The sequence below is a fragment of the Microbaculum mangrovi genome (genome assembly GCF_051390635.1).
In the GTDB taxonomy this organism is placed as follows: domain Bacteria; phylum Pseudomonadota; class Alphaproteobacteria; order Rhizobiales; family Tepidamorphaceae; genus Microbaculum.
This window is the reverse complement of record NZ_JBPODT010000002.1, coordinates 636,184-656,680: the sequence shown is the minus strand read 5'-3', so window position 1 is coordinate 656,680 and position 20,497 is coordinate 636,184. Positions and strand designations below refer to the sequence as shown.

Sequence of the window (20,497 nt, the reverse complement as noted above, 5' to 3'; positions counted from 1 at the left end):
CGCGGCCCATTCGACCGGCGATGCAGGCTGCCGTTACCTCGCGCCGGGCGTCGGCGAGGCCGGATCGCCCGTGGGGTTTCCCGCCGATGGCGACACGTCGCGGACGTCGAGCCGGCCAGTCTTCACCAGCACCAGGGCGATCACGGCGGTGACGACGCAGACGGCCAACTGGGCGATCTCCACCGTCAGGTAGGCGGCCAGATCCGAACCGGTGACGTTCGTCGAAATCTCCAGCACCGCGTCGAACAGCGCGAGCCCCAATTCGACGCCGCCGATATTGGCGAGCACAAGCCAGGTCCCGGCCGCCAACTGCATCGGCACGGGCATCCGGTTGAGCGCGAGGACGAACAGCACCGGGGTCAGCAGCCCACCGCCGAGACCGGTGATGGTGCGGGTCGCGGCGATATAGGCGAAGCCGTCGAACCAGGGATAAGCGACGTAGCCGGCGAGGCCGACGATCGTGAGCCCGAAGCCGGCGACCAGCGCGAGCCGGAAGCGCCGCTGGAAGAGCAGGCCGGCGGCGAGGATCGTGCCGACGACCTGGCCGGCATTGCCGATCGCCGTCCGGTTGCCGATCGTCTCGGCCGGAACGTGCCTGAGCTCGGTCAGCAGCAACACCTCGAACTCCGCCGTCGTCGGCAACTGGTACAGCAGCAGTATCAGCGTCGCGGCGGCGAAGCCGCCGACCGAATACGGAGCGAGCGAAATCGCCGGGTTCTCCGAATGGCGCAGCCGCCCGAGCGCCAGCGCACCCATGGCCACCGTCGCCAGAAGGGCCAGAAGCACGCCCGGCTCGAGCCAGGACGCAAGGCTGCCCCATGTCGACCAGACCTCGAAGGCGACGAGAGCAAGGACGAGGATCGCGACCTCGCTCGCCGACGACTGCATCGCCTCGACCTCGCTGGCGTCGGGATGGTCGAGGCCGCTGTCGAGGAGCGCGAGCGCGGCGACGATCGCCAGCGCCAGCGGCACGGCGAGGGCCGTCCACCAGCCGGTCCATTCGACCAGCACGCCGCCGACGACGGAGGCGGCGATGAATCCCGCCGGCAGCCCGGCCGACCATACCGATTGCAGCGAGTGGCGCGCGTCGTCGTCGGCGGCCGTCGCCTTGTTGAGCATGGCCTGCGTTATCGGCGACAGCAGCGCGACGAAGAACCCGAGCAGCAGCGCGGCCGCGAACAGGACGATGGTGGCGAAGCCGCCGCCGGAGACGCGCGACGCGAACACCATGCCGGCGGCCAGGAACAGGATCGTCGCCCACGCCGCGCCGATTGCCAGCACGCGGGCGCCCAGCACCTTCGTCAGGGTCGGCAGCAACACGACGGCCAGCAGGCCGCCGAATATGCTGCATTCGACGAGGATGGCGAGCTCGCCGCCGTTGAGCGCGAAGGCCGAACCGATCGCGGCCTCGCCGACCAGCAGCCCGCCGAGCAGGGCCGTGCGCAGGGCCGGCCCGGTGAAGACCGCGATCCACAGGGCGGCGCGCGGACGCCGCCGCGCTGCTGCAAGCCGGCCGCTCATGGCTCTATGCATGTACCCGCGGCCGCCGTTGCCAGGGCAGCCGCAGGATCATGACCGAGACGGTTCATCCCGGCACCGCTTCCCTCAGCGCGTCGTGAGGTAGATCTTGAAGATCAGGTTGGACGCGACCGTGTTGCCGTTGTTGGGCGCGTCCGCGGCGATGCCCCCGTAGAGGTAGCCGACCAGCACCCGCTTGCCGACGCCGAACGTCTTCCGCAGCGCCTTCAGGTCGACCATGCCGTTGCCGGTGACCGGGATGTCGGGATGGATGAAGACCTTGGCCTCGGCCCCGAACCGCAGCCGCTTTCCGTCGGCGTCCCTGACCGTCGGGAACCGTCCGATCAGGACCTGCTCGTAGCCGCCGTTGCGGCTGCGCACGAGCGCGGTGATGTCGTTGATGAACGGAAAGCCGGAATCCTCGACAAACGTCTTGGATTGCCGGTTGTAGTAGACGTAGCTGATGCCGGCGAAGAGGATCGAATGGCTCTTCTTGCGCGCCGCGTCCCAGATCGGCAGGAACGCCGTGTCGTAGCCGCTCATCGCCTGCTTGAAGGTCGACGGCGCGCTCGGGTCGGCCATCGAGGGCACGCCGCCCCTGCTGATCTCGACCGGTACGGTGAAGATGCCGGTGGTCTCGGTGAACACCCCGGCCAGCGCCGTCGCCTTGGCGACCTTGCGCTTGCCCTTCATCTCGATGAACGGCACCAGCGTGTAGTCGCGCCGGCGATAGTCGGTCGGATTGGGCGCGGTGGGGTCCCGGCGGATGCGGCTGATCGAGACCTTCTTGCCGGTGTCGCGAAGCCGGAAGCTGCGGACCTGGGTCGTATAGACCTGGTTGAAATCGGGATCGCCATAGCCGCCGTCGAAGAGCTGGCCGAACGCCAGGATCATCCGCTTGCCGAGCTTGGTGGCCTGCCCGCCCGTGACCTTGAGCACGCTGTGCGAGGTCTGCCGGATCAGGTTGGCCAGATCCCGCTTGCCGGCCGGCAGCTTGCCCGGCGAGCGCACCCAGAGGACGATGTCTCGCAGATCGAACGCGGTCAGGCTGTCATAGGTCACGAAGTTCGAGACCGAGCGCTTGTAGCCGTAGCCGCCGATCACATAGAGCGTATTGCCGACCTGGACGCTTTCCATCGCCGTGCTCGACAGGGCATCGATCTGATCCTGGCTCAGCGAGGACTTCGACAGGCTGCGCGACCAGCGGTTCCCGGTCGCCGGATCGATGACCCAGATGCGGTCGTTCTGCTTGCGCGGCGGAAAGTTCTTTAGGCCGCTGTCGGTGAAATTGTGCAGACCATTGCTGCGCCCGCCGATGATCACCCACAGGCCGTCGATGTGCCCGTCGGCGAAGCCCTGAAGGTTGGGCAGCGTCTTCGCCGTCTTCTTCTGCCGGACGAGCTTGATCTTGTAGGGAAGCGAGCTCGCGTCGGTCGAGACCGGCGTGACCGTCGGGGTCTGGTTGTCGGCGACCGCCGCGGTCCCCAGGACGCCCAGCCCAAGTGCAAAAAACAAACCGACCAGCGCGGTCGATCCGGTCCGTATTCCGAATCGCATCACAGCCTCCTCCCAAATAGGCAATCGAATCCGCGGACCGCATGCACCCATGCTCCGCAACGTCAGGAATAGAGCAAATACTGAACGGATTCGTTAACCGGCGTATGCCCTTCTTGCCCAATTTCGCGATCCACGTGTTATGCTTCACTTGCGGTGACGGCTACTGCGGGCCGGCTACTGCGGGACCGTAGAAGACAGATGCGGCAGGCGGCAGTGACGAAACGACTTCCAGACAATCCAGGCTCCCCGACATCAGACAACACGGTATCAGGCGACACGGCATCGGGCCCGTGGAGCCCCGACCGGCGCAGTGTGACGCTCGGCCTCGCCGCCCTGCTCGCCGTCCCCGGCTCCGTGCTGCCCTCGGCCTCCGTCGCGGCGAGCGGAAAGTCCTGGACGATGGCGACGCAGATCGTCGCCGGAACCAGGCTCGCCGACCCGAATGTGCTGGAGCTGGCCGTCGCGGCCCTGGAACGGGAGGTCGGCGGCGACGTGGTCGCCCGGCTCCATGCCGCCATCATCGAACGCGACGCCGCGAATATCGTCGAGCCCTTCGACGACGCGGCCGTCGAGGCCGCCGCCCGGCGTTTCGTGGAGATGGTCTACACCGGAGAAATCACGCCCGGCACGATCGTCGGCTATCACCAGGCGCTGGCCTGGCAGGTGCTCCCGTTCGCCAAGCCGCCAAGCGTCTGCGGCCCGGACATGGGCTGGTGGACCTACCCCCCGGATCAGGCCGGATGAGGGCGCGACCATGAGCACATCCCCGACCCTGTCCGCCGACGTGGTGATCGTCGGTACGGGTATCGCCGGCGGCCACACGGCGTTCAAGCTCGCCGGCGCCGGCGTGAAGACGATCGTTCTCGAGGCCGGGCCGCACCTGAGCCGCAACGACGCGGTGGCGAATTTCGTCGCCAATCCGGAAAAGGGACCGAACGCGCCCTACCCGTCCGTCCCCTATGCACCGCATCCCGTCGACGGCAAGGCGAACGACTTCTACGTCCAGGCCGGACCCGACCAGTTCGTCGGCTCCTACACGCGCATCCTCGGGGGCACCACCTGGCACTGGACCGGCTTCGCCGACCGGCTGAGGCCGGCCGACTTCCAGATGCGCACGCGGTACGGCGTGTCCGACGACTGGCCCATAACCTACGAGGACCTCGTCCCTCACTACGAGGAAGTCGAGAAGATGTGGGGCGTGGCCGGCGATCCGAACTACGACTGGGGCTCGCCGCGCAAGGTGCCCTATCCGCAGCCGCCGATTCCGTCGAGCTACATGGACCAGCAGATAGAGAACGGCCTGCGGCAGGTCGGGCTGCACATGGCGCAGTTCTCGCACGCCCGCAATTCGGTGCCCTTCGACGGGCGCCCGGCGTGCTGCGGCAACAACACCTGCGTGCCGATCTGTCCGATACACGCCAAGTTCGACGGCACGGTCCATACCCTGAAGGCGCAGGCGCTCGGCGCGCAGATCGTCACCGAGGCGCTGGCGACGACGATAGAGGTCGGCGCGGACACCAGGATCACCGGCATCCGCTACCGCCGGCCGGACGGCAGCGAAGGCCTGGCGACGGCCAAGATCTACGTCATCGCCTGTCACGCCATCGAGACGCCGCGGCTGCTGCTGAACTCGAAAAGCGAGACCGCGCCAGACGGCGTCGCCAACGCAAGCGGCAACGTCGGGCGCTATCTCCTGAGCCAGCTCAACCAGGACGTCTGGGGACTGACCAAGGATCCCGTCTATCCCTATCGCGGCCCGCAACAGACATCCGGCATCGTCGAATTCCGCGACGGGGACTTCCGTTCCAAGCGCGCGGCCGTCGGCACCTCCTTCATGAACGACGGCTGGTCGGGCAACGAGGACGCGGTAAAGCTCGCCGGAGACCTCGCCAAGCAGGGCTATCGCGGCCACAAGATGATCTCGGCGATGCGCGAGCAGATGGCCCGCCACCTGCGGCTCAATTCCTCCGCCGAGACGCTCGGCGACCGCGACAACCGCATCACGCTCGACGATACGCTGGTCGACAGCGCCGGCATCCCGCGCCCGCGCGTGCACTTCAAGGTGGACGACTACACCAGGGCCGGCCTCGCCTACGCGGTCGACGCGTCGAAGAAGGTCTTCGCGGCTCTCGGCGTCGCCGACGTGAAGACCGACACGCCGTATCTGTCGAGCGCCATCATCTGCGGCACGACGCGCATGGGCACAGATCCGAAGACGTCCGTGGTCGACATCCATCTGCGCTCGCACGACCACCAGAACCTGTTCATCCTGGGCACGGGCGCGCATCTCACCGCACCGGTCAACGCGCCGACGCTGACCGTTGCCGCCAACGCGCTGCGGGCGTCGGAAAAGATCATCGAGGACCTGTCCAAGCCATGAGGATCCGATCCGAGAGGCACGGGCTGTTGGTCGGTGCGACACTCTTTGCCGCGGCAGTCGCGGGTATCGGGGCGGCTGTCGCCGCAGGGCCGGACTTCGACGCGAACGCACCGGTGCCCCTGTCCGCGACCATTCCCGCCGACGTCGATCCGACGGTGCGCGACGCGCTGCTGGAGAAAGGCGACCTGCTGCTCGCCCATCGCCTGTTCGAGCGGCAGCAATGGGCGGCCTTCGTCGCGCTGAACTGGCCGACGGACGACAGTGGCGCGCCGCTTGCCGCGGTCGGCGACGATGGCGATCCGGCCTGGTCGAACTGGATCGAGACCTATCAGGTGTTCAAGCCGAAGGGCGCGGAGCCCGATCCCTGGGACGGCCGGCACCGGTCCGTTCCGCTCGCCGAGGCCGTGCAGAAGCCGCTTCCCGACGACACCGGCCCGGTCGGCTATCCCGAGCTCGGCCACCGCGATGCGCGGCTTCTCCACAACCTGAGCTCCACCCAGAAGCTCAACGTGGCGACGGAGACCGACCAGGCGTTCTCCTTTTCCGTCTTCGACCAGTACGGCCGGCCCGCCTACTACGAGAGCCTGATCAACAAGGTCGAGTACGACCTGATCGTCGACAACAAGCTCTACGAGGCCGGCGGGCTTGCGAACTACATCGCGAAGAACGGCAAGCTGACCTTTCCCGCCGGTTCGTTCGAGGGCAACAAGCCGGGCGCGATCGAGGTGAAGGTCGCCTGGCGCGTTCTCGATCCGGCCATGGACGATTTCTCGCGCTACCTGACGCAGCCTGCCTACGTGGTGAGCGGCGCCGACGACCCAACCTGGAAGGCGGTCACCGTCGGCCTCGTCGGCTTCCATATCGCCCAGAAGACCGAGACCTCGCCGCAGTGGATCTGGTCGACCTTCGAACATGTCGACAATATCACCGTGAACCGGCTGCACGAGATCACAACGGCCGACGGCACCAAGCGGCGCCTGCAGGCGAGCTTCAACGACGCCGAATGCGAATGGTGCCCGGTCAACGTTCCGGTGCCGCCCGACGAGAATGGCGTCCGCCGCACACAGGTGACGCGGCTGGTGCCGGTTCCCGGCGAGACCGCCGCGCTCAACGACCGGATGCGCGCCGTGCTGGCGGAGGCCGGCTCCAAGCTGCAGTACTACGAGATGATCGGCGTGCAGTGGCCGACCTACCCGGACGTGCAGCCGCAGCGCGGCGCCGCCTTCCCGGGATCGGTCGTCAACGTGTCCGGCGGCGAGCCCTTGATGCAGTACCTGGCCAATACGGTGATGGAGACGTTCTCGCAGGTCGGCAACAGGCCCGCCGACAAGCTGCCGCGCTCCGTCACCACGAGCGACCGGATGACCTTCGGCACGGGCAGCTGCATGGCGTGCCACTCGGCCTCGCCCTACGATTTCTCATGGATCATGACGAAGGCGCAGCCCAGGCCCGCAGAATGACGCCAAGGCTTCGGGCTCCGGCCCGCTACCGGGTTTCCGCGGCCATGCTGGTGCCGTAGGAGCGGCCGGGCGGCAGGCTGCCGTAATAGGCGGCGAGGTCGCGGATGTCGGTATCGCTCAGCGCCTGCGTGACCGTGTACATCATGCCGGCCTGCTCGCCGCCGCGCTCGCCGGACCGATACTGGCGCAGCGCGTATTCCAGGTAGAGCGGGTTCTGACCGGCGATATTCGGATAGGTCGGCACCGGGGAGACGCCGACGGGCCCGTGGCAGGACGCGCAGATCGCCGATTTCTCCAGACCGGTCTTCTCTTCGGCAGTCGCGGCTTGCGCGAAAACTGCCAGCGAGGAGACCACGACGGCGGCGACGCTGAAACGGGATACGGAAAAGGCTGTCATGACGGTTCACGATCCTTAAAGGCCGGTCCCGCACTATGGCGGCAAACTATTAACAGACGAGTCTAGAGGTCGCGGACTTCTCCGGCAACCGGACGAGGCCCGGCATCTCCCGACCCATCGATGCAGGAGGATGAAAATGCGCGCAACACGCCTGATCCCGATCCTTGCGGTTTTCCTGGCGGTTTCGGGGCCTGTCGCCGCGGACGAAGCCGTCAAGCCGGAGGCCCCGATATACTTCCTGACGCCGGACAGCGACGACTGGCTCCAAACCGCCGAGAAGGGCGATTTCCTGCCGCTCATGTCCCGCTTCGTCTCCGAGTATCAGGCGACCTTCTGTGGGATCGCCTCGTCGGTGATGGCGCTCAACACCCTCGGCATCACGCCGCCGACCGCGCCGCGCTGGTACCCGTACGACTACTGGGACCAGGACAACATCTTCTCCACCCAGGTGCTGAAGGACGTCGCGCCGGTCTCCGCCGTCGAAGGGGGCGGCCTCACCCTCGCCCAGCTCGAGACGCTGCTCGACCTGTCCGGCGCGAAGGCGGAAAAGACCTTCGCCTCCGACACCGATGTCGCCGCGTTCCGAAAGGCCGCGCGCGAGGCGCTCGCCGATCCCGACGCGATCCTGATCGTCAATTTCGGCCGCGCCGAGTTCGGCCAGGCGGGCCTCGACGGCGGCGGCCACATTTCGCCGGTCGCCGCCTACAACGCGGAAGCGGACCGGTTCCTCATCCTCGATGTGGCCCGGTACAAGTACCTGCCGAGCTGGGCGACGGCCGAACGGCTCTACGCGGCCATGAACACGCCCGACTCCTCCTCCGGAAAGACGCGCGGCTTCGTTGTCGTGCGCAAGCCCTGAGCCATTCGCGGGTCCGCCGACCGGCGCCCGACATGCGAGGTCCCACCATGCCGTTTCTCAGAATCGCCGTCGCCCTCCTCTTCCTGGCCGTCCCCGTGTCGCTGACGCACGCGGCGACCTACGGCGACAGCAAATCGGTCAAGTCGCTCCGCTCCCTGCTGGAGGCGCGCCCGGACCTGAAGGCCGCGCTCGAACAGGCGATCGGGGCCGCGAAGATGGACGGCGTCGGCTCCATTCCGGAGTTCGAGACCTACGTAAACGGGATCGTGCGCCTCGTTCCCACGAACCGGAACATCGAGGACAAGCTGGGGCCCCTCTACATCATCACCGATATCAACGACACGCTGAGGAAGAGCCCGGAATTCGAGGACTGGTCGAAGGAAGTCGTCTCGGAATGGGGTCATTTCCTCGACTCGCCGGCCTCCGTCGGCGGGCTGCAGACCTTCCTCGACGACCCGTCGATGAAGATCGACGACTATTTCGTCGGCCCGAGCGGCTGGCTCACCTTCAACCAGTTCTTCGCGCGCGAGATCAAACCGGGCAAGCGGCCGATCGCGAGCCTGGGCGACCGACGGACGATCGTCTCGCCCGGCGATTCCGTCTACAAGGGCGCGACGCCGATCACCGACGACGCGACGATCGTCGTCAAGGGTATCGAGCACAGGATCTCCGACCTGCTGAAGGACACCGAGTACGGCGAGAAGTTCGCCGGCGGCACCTTCACCCACTTCTTCCTGTCGATCACCGACTATCACCGCTTCCACGTGCCGTTCGCCGGCACCGTGGTGGAGAAGAAGATCCTGCCGGGCTTCGCCTATATCGGCGTGTTCGAGCGGCCGGACGGCTCCACCTACCTCACTGACGGGACGACCTATCAGTTCCGCCAGGAGCGCGGGCTGGTCGTGATGCAATCCGAGGAACTCGGCTACGTGGCGCTGCTGCCGATCGGGATGGGGCCGGTGAGCAGCGTCGAGCTGACGCCGGACGTGGGCGCGCAACTGCATAAAGGCGAGGAATTCGGCTTCTTCCAGTTCGGCGGCTCCGACGTGATCGTCCTGTTTCAGAAGGACGCGGTGGAGCTTACGGCGAAACCCGGCACGCATTACCTGCAGGGGGCGGCGATCGGGACGGTCAGGGCGAAAGCCGAATAGTCGTCTGCCGCGTCCGGACGGTCAGGCCTTTCCTCGCGGCGGACTTCTTCCAGTTCTTGTTGCCCCTGTAGACCGCCTTGATCTTGTGCGTGCCGGCGCTGAGGCCGCGCAGCCTGACGCTGGCCTTGCCTTTTCGGACCTTGAACGTTCCGAGTTTCCTGCGGCCGTCCTTGACGACGACCTTGCCGACCGGCTTGCCGGCCGCCGGGGCACGCGCCTTAACCCGGACCGTCATGCGCGCGGCCGCGCCGGCCTTCGGCTTCCTCGGCTTGATTCTGAATTTCGTCCGGGTCCTGCCCTTGACGACGACCTGCGTCAGCGCAGGCGAGGCACTGGCGTCGTTACCGGCATCGCCTGCGTAATGGGCGGTAATCGCATGGTTCCCCGCAGCCAGCGCAGATGTCGAGAACAACGCTCCGGCACTGACGAGGAGGCCGTTGGCATCGTAGCCGTCGACAGCGACGGGCGTTTCGCGGTCTGTGATCGTGCCGTCGCCGATCTGGCCGGAATTGTTGTATCCCCAGCACCTGGCGCCCCCCGTCTTCGTCAGGGCGCAGGTATGATTGCTCCCCGCGACGATATTCACGGCACCGCTGGCGCCCGCGCTGACCGCCACGGGCGTCTCACGGTTGACGATCGTCCCGTCGCCGAGGTTCCCGACGCCGTTGAAGCCCCAGCAACGCGCGGCCCCGTTTCCGATCAGGGCGCAGGAATGATAGTCGCCGCCCGTGACGGTCGTAGCACCGCTCGTCAGGCCGCTGACGAGGACCGGCGTGTGGCGCTCGGTGGTCGTACCGTCGCCGATCTGGCCCATGTTGTTGTATCCCCAGCACCGCGCCGCGCCGGTGCCGGTGACCGCACAGGTATGACCGCGGCCCGCGACGATGTCCGCGACACCCGACGACAGGCCGCTGACCGGCACGGGCCGATACCGGTCCGTCGTCGTTCCGTCCCCGATCTGGCCGCGCGAATTGCTGCCCCAGCAGCTCGCCGCGCCGGTATCGGTCATGGCGCAGCTATGAAACAGGCCGGTGGTGACCGCCTGTACGTCGGCAAGTCCGGCGACAGCCGCCGGAACATGGCGATCCGTGGTGGTGCCGTCACCGATCGCGCCGTTGACGTTTCGCCCCCAGCACCGGACGGCGCCCGTCGTCAGCACGGCGCAGGAGTGATACCCGCCCGCGGCGATCGCCTTGACGCCGCCCGAAAGCCCGCTGACGGCAACCGGAACGTTCCGGTCGATCGTGGTGCCGTCGCCCAGTTCCCCGAAGCCGTTGGCGCCCCAGCACAGGACGGCTCCGCCCTCGGTCAGCGCACATGTGTGATTTGTGCCCGCGACAATGGCGGCGACACCGGAGGAGAGCCCGCTGACGGGCACCGGCGTCGTCTGATCGCCCGCCGGCCCCACGCCCAACTTGCCAAAGCTGTTGCTGCCCCAGCACCTGGCGCCGCCGCTGGCCGTGACGGCGCACGTATGCGTAGCTCCTGTCGAGAGCGACGAGGCGGTGCTGAGAATTTCCAGGATCCCGCTGCCCAGCGTCGCACTTCCCGCCCTGAACGTCACAGTTCCGGTTGGGCCGCCGCCCTTGACGACGGCGCTATACGTCACCGCCTGCCCGAACGCACTTCTGGCCGAAGACGCGGACAGGTTCGTCGAGGTCGGGCCCGCGAACGCCGTGCCGAAAGGCAGCGCACCCGCAGCCAGCATCAGACCGGCCAGAAACGGCTTACGAATGATCGTACAGGCGATGTCGAGATGCATTGGTGACGCTATTCCTTGGTGGACGTGATCCGCTCGGGTGGAGGCCGGCGTCCCGGGAGGCATCCGGGGTGGCATCCCAGGCCGGCACCCGGGGCGCCGGCCGACCGACCATCAGCGAACCTTGATCTTCCGGGTCGCCTTGCTGCGTTTCCAGTTCTTGTCGCCCCGGTAGACCGCACGCAGCTTGTGGGAGCCCTGAGACAGGCCGCCCAGCCTGATGCCGGCCTTGCCTCGCCTGACCTTGAACAGCCCGAGCTTCTTCCTGCCGTCCTTGATCAGCACCTTGCCGGCGGGCTTGCCGACGGCCGGCTTCTGCGCCTTCACGGATAGTCTCAGGCGAAAGGCCGCACCTTGCTTTGGCGCCCTCGGCTTCACCCTGAATCTGGTCTTCGTCCTGCCCTTCCTGACGACCTGTGTCAGCAACTCGGAGACACTCGCCGCGTTGTTGGCATCGCCGTTGTAGCGCGCGGTGATATTTCGCGTTCCCGCCGAGATCTTGCCGGTCTGGATAGTGGCCTGACCGAAAAGCCGCGTCGCGCCCGGGCCGAAGCCGCTGACGACGACGGGAGCATTCCGGGTTGTCGTCGTTCCGTCTCCGATCTGGGATTCCCCGTTGTATCCCCAACACTTGAGACTTCCGTCACGCGTGATGCCGCAGTTGCTGTACCAGCCAGCCGAGACGGCCGCCGGACCGGCGCCGAAACCGGCGACCGTGACGGGCGTCGTGCTGTTGACACCGGTGCCGTCACCGAGCGAGCCGTCTTCGTTGTAGCCCCAGCACTTGGCCGCGCCGGATTCGGTCAGGACGCAGGTGTGCACACCACCGGCGAAGATGTCCGTCACGGGGTCCGAGAGCACCGACGCCACCACGGGGCTGATCCGGTTCGTGTTCGTGCCGTCGCCGAGTTGCTCGCTGCCGTTGGTTCCCCAGCACTTGACGACACCCGCCTCGGTCAGGGCGCATCCGTGCAGGTATCCCGAAGAGATGCGGGCGACGCCGCTGGACAGCCCGTCGACCGTGGTCGGGACGTGGCGGTCGGTCGTGGTCCCGTCGCCGAGCTGGGCGAAGAAATTGTAGCCCCAGCACTTGGCCGCGCCGGACACGATCGCGCAGGTATGGTTGTGGTTGCCGGTTATCGCGGTGACGCCGCTGGCAAGCCCGGAAACCTGGACCGGCGAGAGGCGGTTGGTGGTCGATCCGTCGCCGATCTGGCCGGTGGAATTGTAGCCCCAGCATTTCATCGCGCCGGCCTCGGTCAGGGCGCAGGTATGGTCCATCCCCCCGGCGATGGCGGTGACGCCGCTCGTCAGGCCGTCGACCGCGACAGGTATCAGACTGTCGGACGTCACCCCGGTGCCGAGCCTGCCGTTCGCGCCCGAGCCCCAGCACTTGACCCCGCCGGCGGCCGTGAGCGCACACGAATGCAGACGCGCCGCGACGACGGCGACAACCCCGCTGGACAGTCCATTGACCGCCACCGGCGCCGCGCGATCGATCTTCGTACCATCGCCGAGCTGACCGTAGGTGTTCTGGCCCCAGCACTTGACGCCGCCGGCCGCCGTCACTGCACAGGAATGGTAGAAACCGGCGCTCACGGCAGCGGCGTCCGGCAGCAGGGTCACCGCGGCCGAGCCGACGGACTTGGAGCCGTCCTTCAGGGTCACGGTTCCACCCGGTCCGCCACCCTCGACCGTCGCGGTGAACTCCGCCGTCTGGCCGTAGGTCGTGGCAATGCCCGGACCGACCAAACTCGTGGAGGTCGCGCCCGCAAGCGCGCCGCCTACCGGAAAGGTCACGGCAACAAAGGCAGCCGCCAGAACCGGCGCCACCTTGGCCACAGTCGCTTCAATGTCGTTGAACCAATGCGAAATATGCACCGCCATCCTCCAATATCGAGCCCGAAGGCATGCCCGATGCCGAAAACACGGCAACGAATTCGCGCGACCGTATCAGGAGGGTGGATAGCCCGGCTTGGACAGGCCGCGCCGTCGCGGTTGGACAATTCACGACTGGGCGGAACGATCGTCCGCCCCCTCGCCGCCCGAAACGGCACGCGAGCCGGCCTATCGGGGGCTGTCACAGAGCGGGTAATTGGTTAGTCTCGACTCTTGAGAAGCCGGCTGTGGACCGATCGGCGCGATCGGCCGTGTCACAATTTGAAGACACGATTGCCGGGGTTCGGGCACTGGTCAGGTCCGGCTCCGGGACGTTTCGTTTCCTGGCCCGACGAATTGCGCGAGGTCCGATTTGAACGAACAGGGTAACGCGGAGCCGCCTTTACGAGGGTCCGTATCGTCGGCCGTCTTTCCTGAGCACAACCGTCTCAACAGCTGGCGCGAGATATTCGGCCGGCAGTTTCTCAGGCTCGATATCGATCCGCTCGACGACGGTCCCTTCCACTATCATGCCCGCTACACGGCGCTTCCCGGCCTCACCGTCTCGGCGGGCGACGTCAGCGCGATCGAATGCAAGCGGACTCCCGAACTGATCCAGGACAACAACGACGACCTCGTCTTGCTGACCCCCAGGCGCGGATCGATGCTGATCCGCGAGCGCGGCGTGGAGGCGGTGATCGGGCGTGGCGACGCGATCGTGCGGCGCTCTTCCGAGGTCGGCCATACCCGCTCGACGAGCGGTGAATTCCTCACGATGGCCATTCCGTATACCGCCATGGCGTCGCGGGTTCTCGACATCGAGCGTCTCGGCTTCGCGGTCATCCCCAGGGAAAATGCGACGTTGCGGCTGCTTCGCGGCCATCTGGACATGCTTCTGGACGGCACGCTCGGGCCGGCATCGACCGAGGGCGACGAGTCCGTTCTGGCGATGGCCGCCCGGCACGTTCACGAGGTCGCCGGCCTCCTTCTGGATACGTCCCGGGACAACTGGGCGCGCATGTCCGGGCGGGACGGTGGGCTGCACGCGGCGCGGCTCGCCGCGATCAGGGCGGATGTTGCCCGGCACGCGACCGACCCGGAGTACTCCATCGTCGATGTGGCACGGCAGCACGGCATTTCGCCGGGCTACATCCGCAAATTGCTCGCCTCGCAAGGCGAACGCTTCTCCGACCTTCTCCGGACCGAGCGGCTCGAGCGCGCCTACCGGCTGCTCGCCGATCCGGGAAAGGATCGCGTCACCATCACCGACATCGCCTATCACTGCGGCTTCAGCGACGTGTCCTATTTCAATCGCTGCTTCCGTCAGCGCTATGCCGCCACGCCCGGCGAAGTGCGAAGTGCGCGCGGCCTCCTTCGCGATTGATTGCGCCGAACCAACACGCGCTTCGGGCCAGATACGGTCGGCGACGGCCTGGCGAGTTCAGGAACGCTCGCCGAAATACTTCTCGCGCAGTTCTTCGACATAGTCCTCTTCGGCGGCGTCGAGGATTTCGAGCGTCACCGGTCTGGCGAGGTTCGTGGTGTGCGATATGCCAAATCCGTACTTGTCCGGCTCGAATATCGGGCCCACGACCTCGACCGGGTCTTCCGGATTGGTGAAAGCGTAATATTCGAGGACCGGACCATCGGCAACGATAGCGTCGATACGGTCGGCCAGCAGCGCGGCCACGGCCTCGTCGATATCGGAATAGGGCTGGACCGCCACGCCATGCGCATCGGCGAGGTCCTGCGCCGTGGTTCCGTGCAGGACTCCGATCCTCTTGCCCGGGAGATCCCCGACGCTGTTGATCTGGTTCGTCAGGGCAATCGTCGTCATCACGCTCGTGACCGTCGAGGTGACGTAGGCGAGTATCGCCACGCCGATGACGAGCCACACGCCCGACCAAATCCGGCCGATCCAGCCGAACAGGTTCTTGCGGTTCATGCGCCCTGACATCGCAACCTGCATCACCGTGTAGAAGCTCTCGGCGATGCCGTCGCGCCAACGTTTCGGAAAGTTCTTGTCGAAGCGCCGGTCGAAGATCGTCAACAGGACCGTGGCCAGCAGGATCACGAAACCGATCCAGGCGTAGGACCTCAGGTAACCGGCGTCCCTGAGCCCGCGTACCATCGCCCGGAAGCCGGCGCCTTGTTGCCCGTCGACCATGATCCGCAGGCCGCCGTCGTACCATGGCTGCGTGAAATCTATTATCTCCGCGCGCTTCCTCGTGATCGACAGGTTGGTTACCGCGGCATCCACCTCACCTTTGGCCGCTGCATCGACCAGCTCACGGACGTTCGCAAACTGCACGTAGTCGTTTTCGACGTTCAGGTCCTTGGTGATGTTTTCCCACAGCTCGACGGCCATTCCGGTGTAGCCGTCCGCGCTGCGCATGACGAATGGCGGACTCAGGTGGACGCCGACCCTTACCCGTTTGGGGGCGTCGCCGGTGGCGCTATCGGCAGCTTCACCAGCGCCGCCTGTTCCACCCGCGTCCTGCGCATGGGCAAGCGGACCACTTCCAGCGATCGAAATCCCGGCCAGGATAGCCAGCGCGAACAGACGCGAGATCACGTTCCTACGCACGGTCCAAAATCCTCATCAACAGTCGCTCCCTCACCAAGACCCGCTGGATCGCTACGTCACTTGCCGAGAAACCTGAAAGGACGTGCCGGCTGGAACTTCGCGGTCGCATCGCCCGAATAGGTGTGGCTCTGGTCTGGCCCGAGATCTAGCTTCATCACCTTGCCGGTCTCCACGGAAAGATCGAGCTGCTTCAGGTCGACCCAGAAGGTGTTCGGCGTCAGCGCGGACTCGAAGAAGTAGAGCTTGCGCGCATGATCGGAGAGCGTGCGCCAGCGGGTCGAGGAGATGTTCGGCTGATCCGGGGTCGAAATGCCGTAGGGGACCGAGACATTGCGGATGACGGACATCGCACCGGCGACCGCCAGGTTCGGATCCTCGAATTTCGGGATGGCGTTGACGTAGAACGAGGCCCGCGCGAAGCGGTCCGCCGCCCGGTTCGTCCCCGGCAGGAAGACCGTGCCGCCGATCTGGTTCCAGTAGTCGTCGAGGGCAAGCTGCTTGTCGAAGGTCGGCGAGTTGGTCATCACCTGATACGACCGGCTGTGATGGATAACCTGCTTGCCGTCGATGTATTCGACGATGGCGCTGTCACCGGTGCCATCCGATAGCGACAGGTGCAGGGTGGCGAGCCGCTGCTCGCCGGGCACGGCGTCGGTGACGATGGCGAACGGCTCGCTCTCCAGCGCCTCGACCGCCTCGGCCACGGTGGCAAAGTTGTCGAGCACGTACTGCGCCCAGGCGGCGATCGTCAGGCCGGGCTTGTCGCTTTCGGACGACGGATACTCCGACTCCACCAGCCACAGCACGTTCGCCGCCAGGCCCTTCTCGTTCAGACCGTCGGTCGTGGAAATATCGTATCCGGACGCGATGACGCTGCCGTATTTCGAGGTCCAGGTGATCGAGTTTTCGCCAGCTTCGCCGTTGCGCTCCATACCACGCGGGAAGACCCACAGATTGGTGGCGACATCGACCTTCCAGTCCATCGACCGGGCCGTCAGCACGGTGTCGCCGGCACCGAGATAGACCAGCCGGGTGCAGGCGATGGCCTGCATCGGCGCGGTCGTGACCGCCAACGCGAGACCGGCGGACACGGCCGCGTTGATCAGCCTGCGGGATCTGGCGGTGCGGCGAATGGCTGGCATGCGATATCTCCGTTATTGCGCGAGAAAGCGGCTGTGGCCGCAGGCATCAGACTGCGGCGACAGCACCGGTCGGGCGGCGGCGCGTGGGGCCGCCCTGTTCAGCGTGGAAGAAAGCCCGACAGAAGGATCCGAATAGCGAACCGGACTGATATCGCAGCGCAATGCCACACGCAAATGACGAGGGCTCCCGTTCAAGCCGCACCCTCACCCCGCCTCCGCATCGGCGCTTTCGCGCATCATCAGTACCGCCCCGATCAGGAACCCCAGCGCGCCGAGCCCGAGGTGAAAATTGGCCACTGCCGCGATCCAGGCCGGCTCCGCCCCCTCCGGGACATAGGCGAGGATGCCGGCCGTCATGAAAGCGATGCAGCCCAAAAGATTGACGAAGACGATCCACCACGCCAGGTCGTTCAGCTTCCAGCTCCAGTAGCCGTGACTGGTCTCGATGAAGGCCAGGTAGCCGGAGATCAGGAACAGGATCGATCCCACCAGGCCGGGCATCCAGATCGTGAGATCCTGGACATACCAGCGGCTCGGCGCGTCGATGGCATCGAAGGTGTTGAAATTGAAGGCGACGGTTCCGACGAACTGCGTGACCGAGCTCAGCCACCCCAGGCTGCCGGGGCGCCATCCGATCAGGGACACCGCCTGCCTCGTCTCCTGACCGCCCGGATCGACCGCGAAGTCCGGGGCGTTCGCGGCCTGAAAGTTCTGGAGAAAGCCCGCGATCGTGAAGGGAATGGATCCGGCGAAAAACATGATGTTGATCGGCCCGTTGGGCGGAACGCCGATCTGGCCGTGAACGAAGGTGAGCACGCTGCCCAGCAGGAACAAGGACGCACCGACGGCAAAAAAGAGGCCCGTGTACCAGTTATAGGCCTGCGTCTGCCAGAACGGGACACCCGTCGGGCCCAGCCCCCGGGCGGCACGGTTCAGCCCCTTGCGATGCTGCCGGGCACGCCAGACGATCTGCCGCCCGCGATGCCGGTAGCTTCGGAAGGTGACGAACGGCCGGGGTCCCGCGCTGCGCATCGGGACCCCGGCCGCGTGTTCACAGTGCGCGGTCATTCCAGGCGGAGGCGGCGACGGCGCACAGCCGTCGCGATCGTCAATGGTGGAACCCGCTCGCCTCGCCGCTGGTCAGTGGCGTGTGGATCGGATGGGCCTCGAAATGGGCCAGTGCGGCCTTCATGTCGTCCATCAACGCGGCGCACAGGTCGAGGCTGACGCCGTTGCGCACGAGAATCCGCTGGATCGCCTGGTCCTGGCAGTTCGCCGGAAGGGTGTAGGCCGGCACCTGCCAGCCGCGGACCCGAAGCCGGTCCGCCAGATCGAACAGGCTAAAACCCGGTTCGGTGCCCTCCTTCAGCTTCCAGGAGACCGCCGGGATGCCGCGGGTCATGTCGCCGTCGAAGACCACCTCGAAGGGGCCCATCTTCGAAATCTCCTCGGCAAGGTACGTCGCGCTGCGATAGCAGGCGGTGTGGACCTTGCGGTATCCCTCGCGCCCGAGCCGGAGGAAATTGTAGTACTGGCAGACGATCTGACCGCCGGGCCGCGAGAAGTTCAGCGCGATATCGCGCATGTTCCCTCCGAGATAGTTGACCCAAAACACCATTTTCTCGGGAAGGTCCTTCTCCTCCCGCCACAAAACCCACCCCACGCCGAGCGGGGCGAGCCCGAACTTGTGGCCGGATGCGTTGATCGAGCGCACCCGCGGCAGCCGGAAGTCCCACATCAGATCCGGGGCGCAGAAGGGAGCGAGGAAACCACCGCTGGCTCCATCGACATGGATCGGTATGTCGAGACCGGTTTCCGTTTCGAGCGTGTCCAGCGCGTCGCTCACCGCCTTCACCGGCTCGAATTCGCCCGTGAAGGTCACGCCCAGCGTCGGAACGACGCCGATCGTGTTCTCGTCGCAGCGGCGCAGCACCTCTTCGGGCGTCATCAGCAGCCGCCCGTTCTCCATGGGGATCTCGCGGTGCTCGATGTCCCAGTAGCGGGTGAACTTGTGCCAGCAGATCTGCACCGGGCCGGTGATCAGGTTCGGCTTGCCGGTCGGCTTGCCTTCCTTGGCGCGGCGCGCCTCCCACCGGCGTTTCATGGCCAGGCCGCCCAGCATGGCGGCTTCGCTCGATCCGGTGGTGGAGCAGCCGACCGCCCCCGCCCCGTCCGGCGCGTTCCACAGATCGCCGAGCATCCGCACGCAGCGCGCTTCCAGGTCGGCCGTCTGCGGATACTCGTCCTTGTCGATCATGTTCTTGTCGATGCAGTCGTCCATCAGCCGATGGACCTCGGGCTCCTCCCAGGTCTGGCAGAACGTGGCCAGGTTCTGGCGGGAATTGCCGTCGAGCATCAACTCGTCGCGCACGGCCGCGTAGACGCGCTGCGGATTGCGCTCGCGCTCGGGAAAGGTCGACTTCGGAAGCACCGTGGCGAGTTCGTCGGCGCCGTAGGTCTCGTCGTTCGAAGCGTCTTGCTCTTCAAGAAGGTGATGTCGGTTCATTCCAGCGTACTCTTGGCGTGACGGGGGGATGCGGGCACCGCCCGCGTGTCGAAGATATGGACGGAGATGCGCCTCAGGCGCCCATCAGGAGGTCGGTGGCCTCGGCCTCTGCTCCGCCCAGACGATCGAGCGGAAGCACCTTGGGCTGTTTCAGCCCGGCGAGCGCCTTCAGGTCGAATTTGGAGAAGTTCAGGCTCCGGTAGTCGCGCACGAAGAAGAGCGTGCGGGCAAGGTCCGAGAGGTTGGTCCACGAGGTAAACTCGGTCGCGTAGGCGGCCTTGCCGCCCTGGTCCAGCCCGGCCACCTCCAGATGCGAGCCGCTCCCGTCGGGATAGTCGATGGTGACGCCCCGCGGCCGGTCGAAATTGTTCATCACGTGGGCCAGCGTCTGCACAGCCTGGTCGGGCGTCGCCGCCTTCTCGGTGAACTGGGCGTAGTAGGCGGCGCGGACGAACCGGCCGACGGACGTATTGGACGCGGGCAGCCCCGCGGTCGCGATGCCGGAGTCCGGCTGGGTGGCCTTATAGGCCCCGAAGGTGCCGCTCGATTTGTCGACGTTCGTGAGGAACGTGTAGTTGTCGAGATTGGTCAGGTGCCAGCCGAATTCCGGGCCATTGGTCATGACGCCGACCGGATTGTCGTGCACCGTCATTACGCCCCGGTTGAACTCGATGACGATCGACGCGCCGGACGCGTCGTGCACGACGTAGTGGAACGGGGATTCCACACCACCGAGGATGGCCAGCGCTTCGAGCAGGACCGGCTGATCGGCTAGCGCGGCCTTCACGTCCTGCACCGTGGCGAATTGCGCCAGCGCCCAGGTGCCGAGATCGGACGCCGACAGAACGGCCCGCGTCTTGTCGACCGCCTGCTGGGTGCCGCCGGCCGCCGGATAGGACAGCAGGCTGAACGTCAGCCCCTTGTCATTGAGCCCTTCCAGGACCTTGAGGTCGCCGATGCCGATCGGCGCGTCGGCCGTCGGCACGCGATCGGGCATCGTCACCGCCAGAAAACCGTGCGTGGAGGTGTAGGTCAGCGCGGGATGCCCCTCGGCCTGCGACGTGAACGCGGCGCCGGCGGGAAAGTAGGCGATCTGATAGGGCAGATCGACCGTCAACTCGAGCGTACGGCCAAAATAGACGTTGTCGTCCGCGTCTCTATAGGTAAGGGAAGTGCACATGTCGGGTCATCCTGGACGTCTGGGAATCTCGTCTCCCGCACGCTCGCCGACGATCCCGATGCGGCATCTCGGATGCCGTATCGGAGCGGCCTGGGTCACGTCGGCTCTATCGGGGTTCGATTG

The 20,497-nt window shown here is 66.3% G+C and carries 16 protein-coding genes; 6 read left to right on the top strand and 10 right to left on the bottom strand.

Annotated features, from left to right (window positions below):
• Nucleotides 1-33 precede the first annotated feature (33 nt).
• The gene (locus ACSF9G_RS09530; RefSeq protein WP_436640893.1) at nt 34-1,533 is read right to left on the bottom strand and encodes a hypothetical protein; all 1,500 of its coding nucleotides are present in this window, start codon (nt 1,531-1,533) and stop codon (nt 34-36) included.
• Nucleotides 1,534-1,605: 72 nt separating this feature from the next.
• Nucleotides 1,606-3,075, bottom strand: coding sequence for a hypothetical protein (locus ACSF9G_RS09525; protein ID WP_436640892.1), 1,470 nt, complete (start codon nt 3,073-3,075; stop codon nt 1,606-1,608).
• A gap of 213 nt (nt 3,076-3,288) precedes the next feature.
• Between ACSF9G_RS09525 and ACSF9G_RS09520 the strand changes: the two genes are divergently transcribed.
• Genes ACSF9G_RS09520 through ACSF9G_RS09510 form a run of 3 tightly spaced genes read left to right on the top strand, consistent with a single transcriptional unit; the run spans nt 3,289 to nt 6,915 of the window.
• The gene (locus tag ACSF9G_RS09520; protein ID WP_436640891.1) at nt 3,289-3,819 is read left to right on the top strand and encodes a hypothetical protein; all 531 of its coding nucleotides are present in this window, start codon (nt 3,289-3,291) and stop codon (nt 3,817-3,819) included.
• Nucleotides 3,820-3,829: 10 nt separating this feature from the next.
• Nucleotides 3,830-5,455, top strand: coding sequence for a GMC family oxidoreductase (locus tag ACSF9G_RS09515; RefSeq protein WP_436640890.1), 1,626 nt, complete (start codon nt 3,830-3,832; stop codon nt 5,453-5,455).
• A complete protein-coding gene (locus ACSF9G_RS09510; RefSeq protein WP_436640889.1) occupies nt 5,452-6,915 on the top strand; it encodes a hypothetical protein in 1,464 nt (487 codons plus the stop codon). The genes ACSF9G_RS09515 and ACSF9G_RS09510 overlap by 4 nt, the downstream gene beginning before the upstream one ends.
• A 25-nt stretch (nt 6,916-6,940) precedes the next feature.
• On the opposite strand, the gene ACSF9G_RS09505 is transcribed toward ACSF9G_RS09510, so the two are convergent.
• Nucleotides 6,941-7,312 carry a c-type cytochrome gene (locus ACSF9G_RS09505; RefSeq protein WP_436640888.1) on the bottom strand — a complete coding sequence of 124 codons (372 nt, stop codon included), beginning with the start codon at nt 7,310-7,312 and terminating at the stop codon, nt 6,941-6,943.
• 136 nt (nt 7,313-7,448) lie between these two features.
• On the opposite strand from ACSF9G_RS09505, the gene ACSF9G_RS09500 reads away from it, so the two are divergent.
• Together ACSF9G_RS09500 and ACSF9G_RS09495 are read left to right on the top strand one after the other, a co-directional pair.
• On the top strand, nt 7,449-8,171 hold the full coding sequence (locus ACSF9G_RS09500; RefSeq protein WP_436640887.1) for a phytochelatin synthase family protein: 723 nt from the start codon (nt 7,449-7,451) through the stop codon (nt 8,169-8,171).
• A gap of 47 nt (nt 8,172-8,218) precedes the next feature.
• Entirely contained in the window at nt 8,219-9,322 is a 1,104-nt protein-coding gene (locus ACSF9G_RS09495) for a phosphatidylserine decarboxylase (protein ID WP_436640882.1), read from the top strand.
• On the opposite strand, the gene ACSF9G_RS09490 is transcribed toward ACSF9G_RS09495, so the two are convergent.
• Together ACSF9G_RS09490 and ACSF9G_RS09485 are read right to left on the bottom strand one after the other, a co-directional pair.
• Nucleotides 9,303-11,084, bottom strand: coding sequence for an RCC1 domain-containing protein (locus ACSF9G_RS09490; RefSeq protein WP_436640880.1), 1,782 nt, complete (start codon nt 11,082-11,084; stop codon nt 9,303-9,305). The genes ACSF9G_RS09495 and ACSF9G_RS09490 overlap by 20 nt on opposite strands.
• A 111-nt stretch (nt 11,085-11,195) precedes the next feature.
• Nucleotides 11,196-12,962, bottom strand: coding sequence for an Ig-like domain repeat protein (locus tag ACSF9G_RS09485; RefSeq protein ID WP_436640878.1), 1,767 nt, complete (start codon nt 12,960-12,962; stop codon nt 11,196-11,198).
• Between the two features lie 370 nt (nt 12,963-13,332).
• Between ACSF9G_RS09485 and ACSF9G_RS09480 the strand changes: the two genes are divergently transcribed.
• Complete coding sequence (locus ACSF9G_RS09480) at nt 13,333-14,343, top strand: helix-turn-helix transcriptional regulator (protein WP_436640876.1); 1,011 nt, start codon at nt 13,333-13,335, stop codon at nt 14,341-14,343.
• Between the two features lie 57 nt (nt 14,344-14,400).
• Here ACSF9G_RS09480 and ACSF9G_RS09475 read toward each other — a convergent pair whose 3' ends face one another.
• The 5 genes from ACSF9G_RS09475 to ACSF9G_RS09455 form a co-directional block, all read right to left on the bottom strand.
• A complete protein-coding gene (locus ACSF9G_RS09475; RefSeq protein ID WP_436640874.1) occupies nt 14,401-15,546 on the bottom strand; it encodes a transporter substrate-binding domain-containing protein in 1,146 nt (381 codons plus the stop codon).
• A 56-nt stretch (nt 15,547-15,602) separates the two neighbouring features.
• A complete protein-coding gene (locus tag ACSF9G_RS09470; protein WP_436640872.1) occupies nt 15,603-16,688 on the bottom strand; it encodes a linear amide C-N hydrolase in 1,086 nt (361 codons plus the stop codon).
• 204 nt (nt 16,689-16,892) lie between these two features.
• Nucleotides 16,893-17,720, bottom strand: a complete 828-nt coding sequence (locus tag ACSF9G_RS09465) for a hypothetical protein (RefSeq protein WP_436640870.1) — start codon at nt 17,718-17,720, stop codon at nt 16,893-16,895.
• A gap of 76 nt (nt 17,721-17,796) precedes the next feature.
• Nucleotides 17,797-19,194, bottom strand: coding sequence for a glutamate decarboxylase (gene gad / locus ACSF9G_RS09460; RefSeq protein ID WP_436640868.1), 1,398 nt, complete (start codon nt 19,192-19,194; stop codon nt 17,797-17,799).
• Between the two features lie 73 nt (nt 19,195-19,267).
• Nucleotides 19,268-20,374, bottom strand: coding sequence for a linear amide C-N hydrolase (locus ACSF9G_RS09455; protein WP_436640866.1), 1,107 nt, complete (start codon nt 20,372-20,374; stop codon nt 19,268-19,270).
• Nucleotides 20,375-20,497: the final 123 nt, after the last annotated feature.

Coding starts and splice junctions, on each gene's coding strand:
- ACSF9G_RS09510 (WP_436640889.1), top strand. CDS start 5,452: ATGAGGATCCGATCCGAGAGGCACGGGCTGTTGGTCGGTGCGACACTC.
- ACSF9G_RS09505 (WP_436640888.1), bottom strand. CDS start 7,312: ATGACAGCCTTTTCCGTATCCCGTTTCAGCGTCGCCGCCGTCGTGGTC.
- ACSF9G_RS09515 (WP_436640890.1), top strand. CDS start 3,830: ATGAGCACATCCCCGACCCTGTCCGCCGACGTGGTGATCGTCGGTACG.
- ACSF9G_RS09455 (WP_436640866.1), bottom strand. CDS start 20,374: ATGTGCACTTCCCTTACCTATAGAGACGCGGACGACAACGTCTATTTT.
- ACSF9G_RS09490 (WP_436640880.1), bottom strand. CDS start 11,084: ATGCATCTCGACATCGCCTGTACGATCATTCGTAAGCCGTTTCTGGCC.
- ACSF9G_RS09465 (WP_436640870.1), bottom strand. CDS start 17,720: ATGCGCAGCGCGGGACCCCGGCCGTTCGTCACCTTCCGAAGCTACCGG.
- ACSF9G_RS09525 (WP_436640892.1), bottom strand. CDS start 3,075: ATGCGATTCGGAATACGGACCGGATCGACCGCGCTGGTCGGTTTGTTT.
- gad (WP_436640868.1), bottom strand. CDS start 19,194: ATGAACCGACATCACCTTCTTGAAGAGCAAGACGCTTCGAACGACGAG.
- ACSF9G_RS09495 (WP_436640882.1), top strand. CDS start 8,219: ATGCCGTTTCTCAGAATCGCCGTCGCCCTCCTCTTCCTGGCCGTCCCC.
- ACSF9G_RS09500 (WP_436640887.1), top strand. CDS start 7,449: ATGCGCGCAACACGCCTGATCCCGATCCTTGCGGTTTTCCTGGCGGTT.
- ACSF9G_RS09470 (WP_436640872.1), bottom strand. CDS start 16,688: ATGCCAGCCATTCGCCGCACCGCCAGATCCCGCAGGCTGATCAACGCG.
- ACSF9G_RS09530 (WP_436640893.1), bottom strand. CDS start 1,533: ATGCATAGAGCCATGAGCGGCCGGCTTGCAGCAGCGCGGCGGCGTCCG.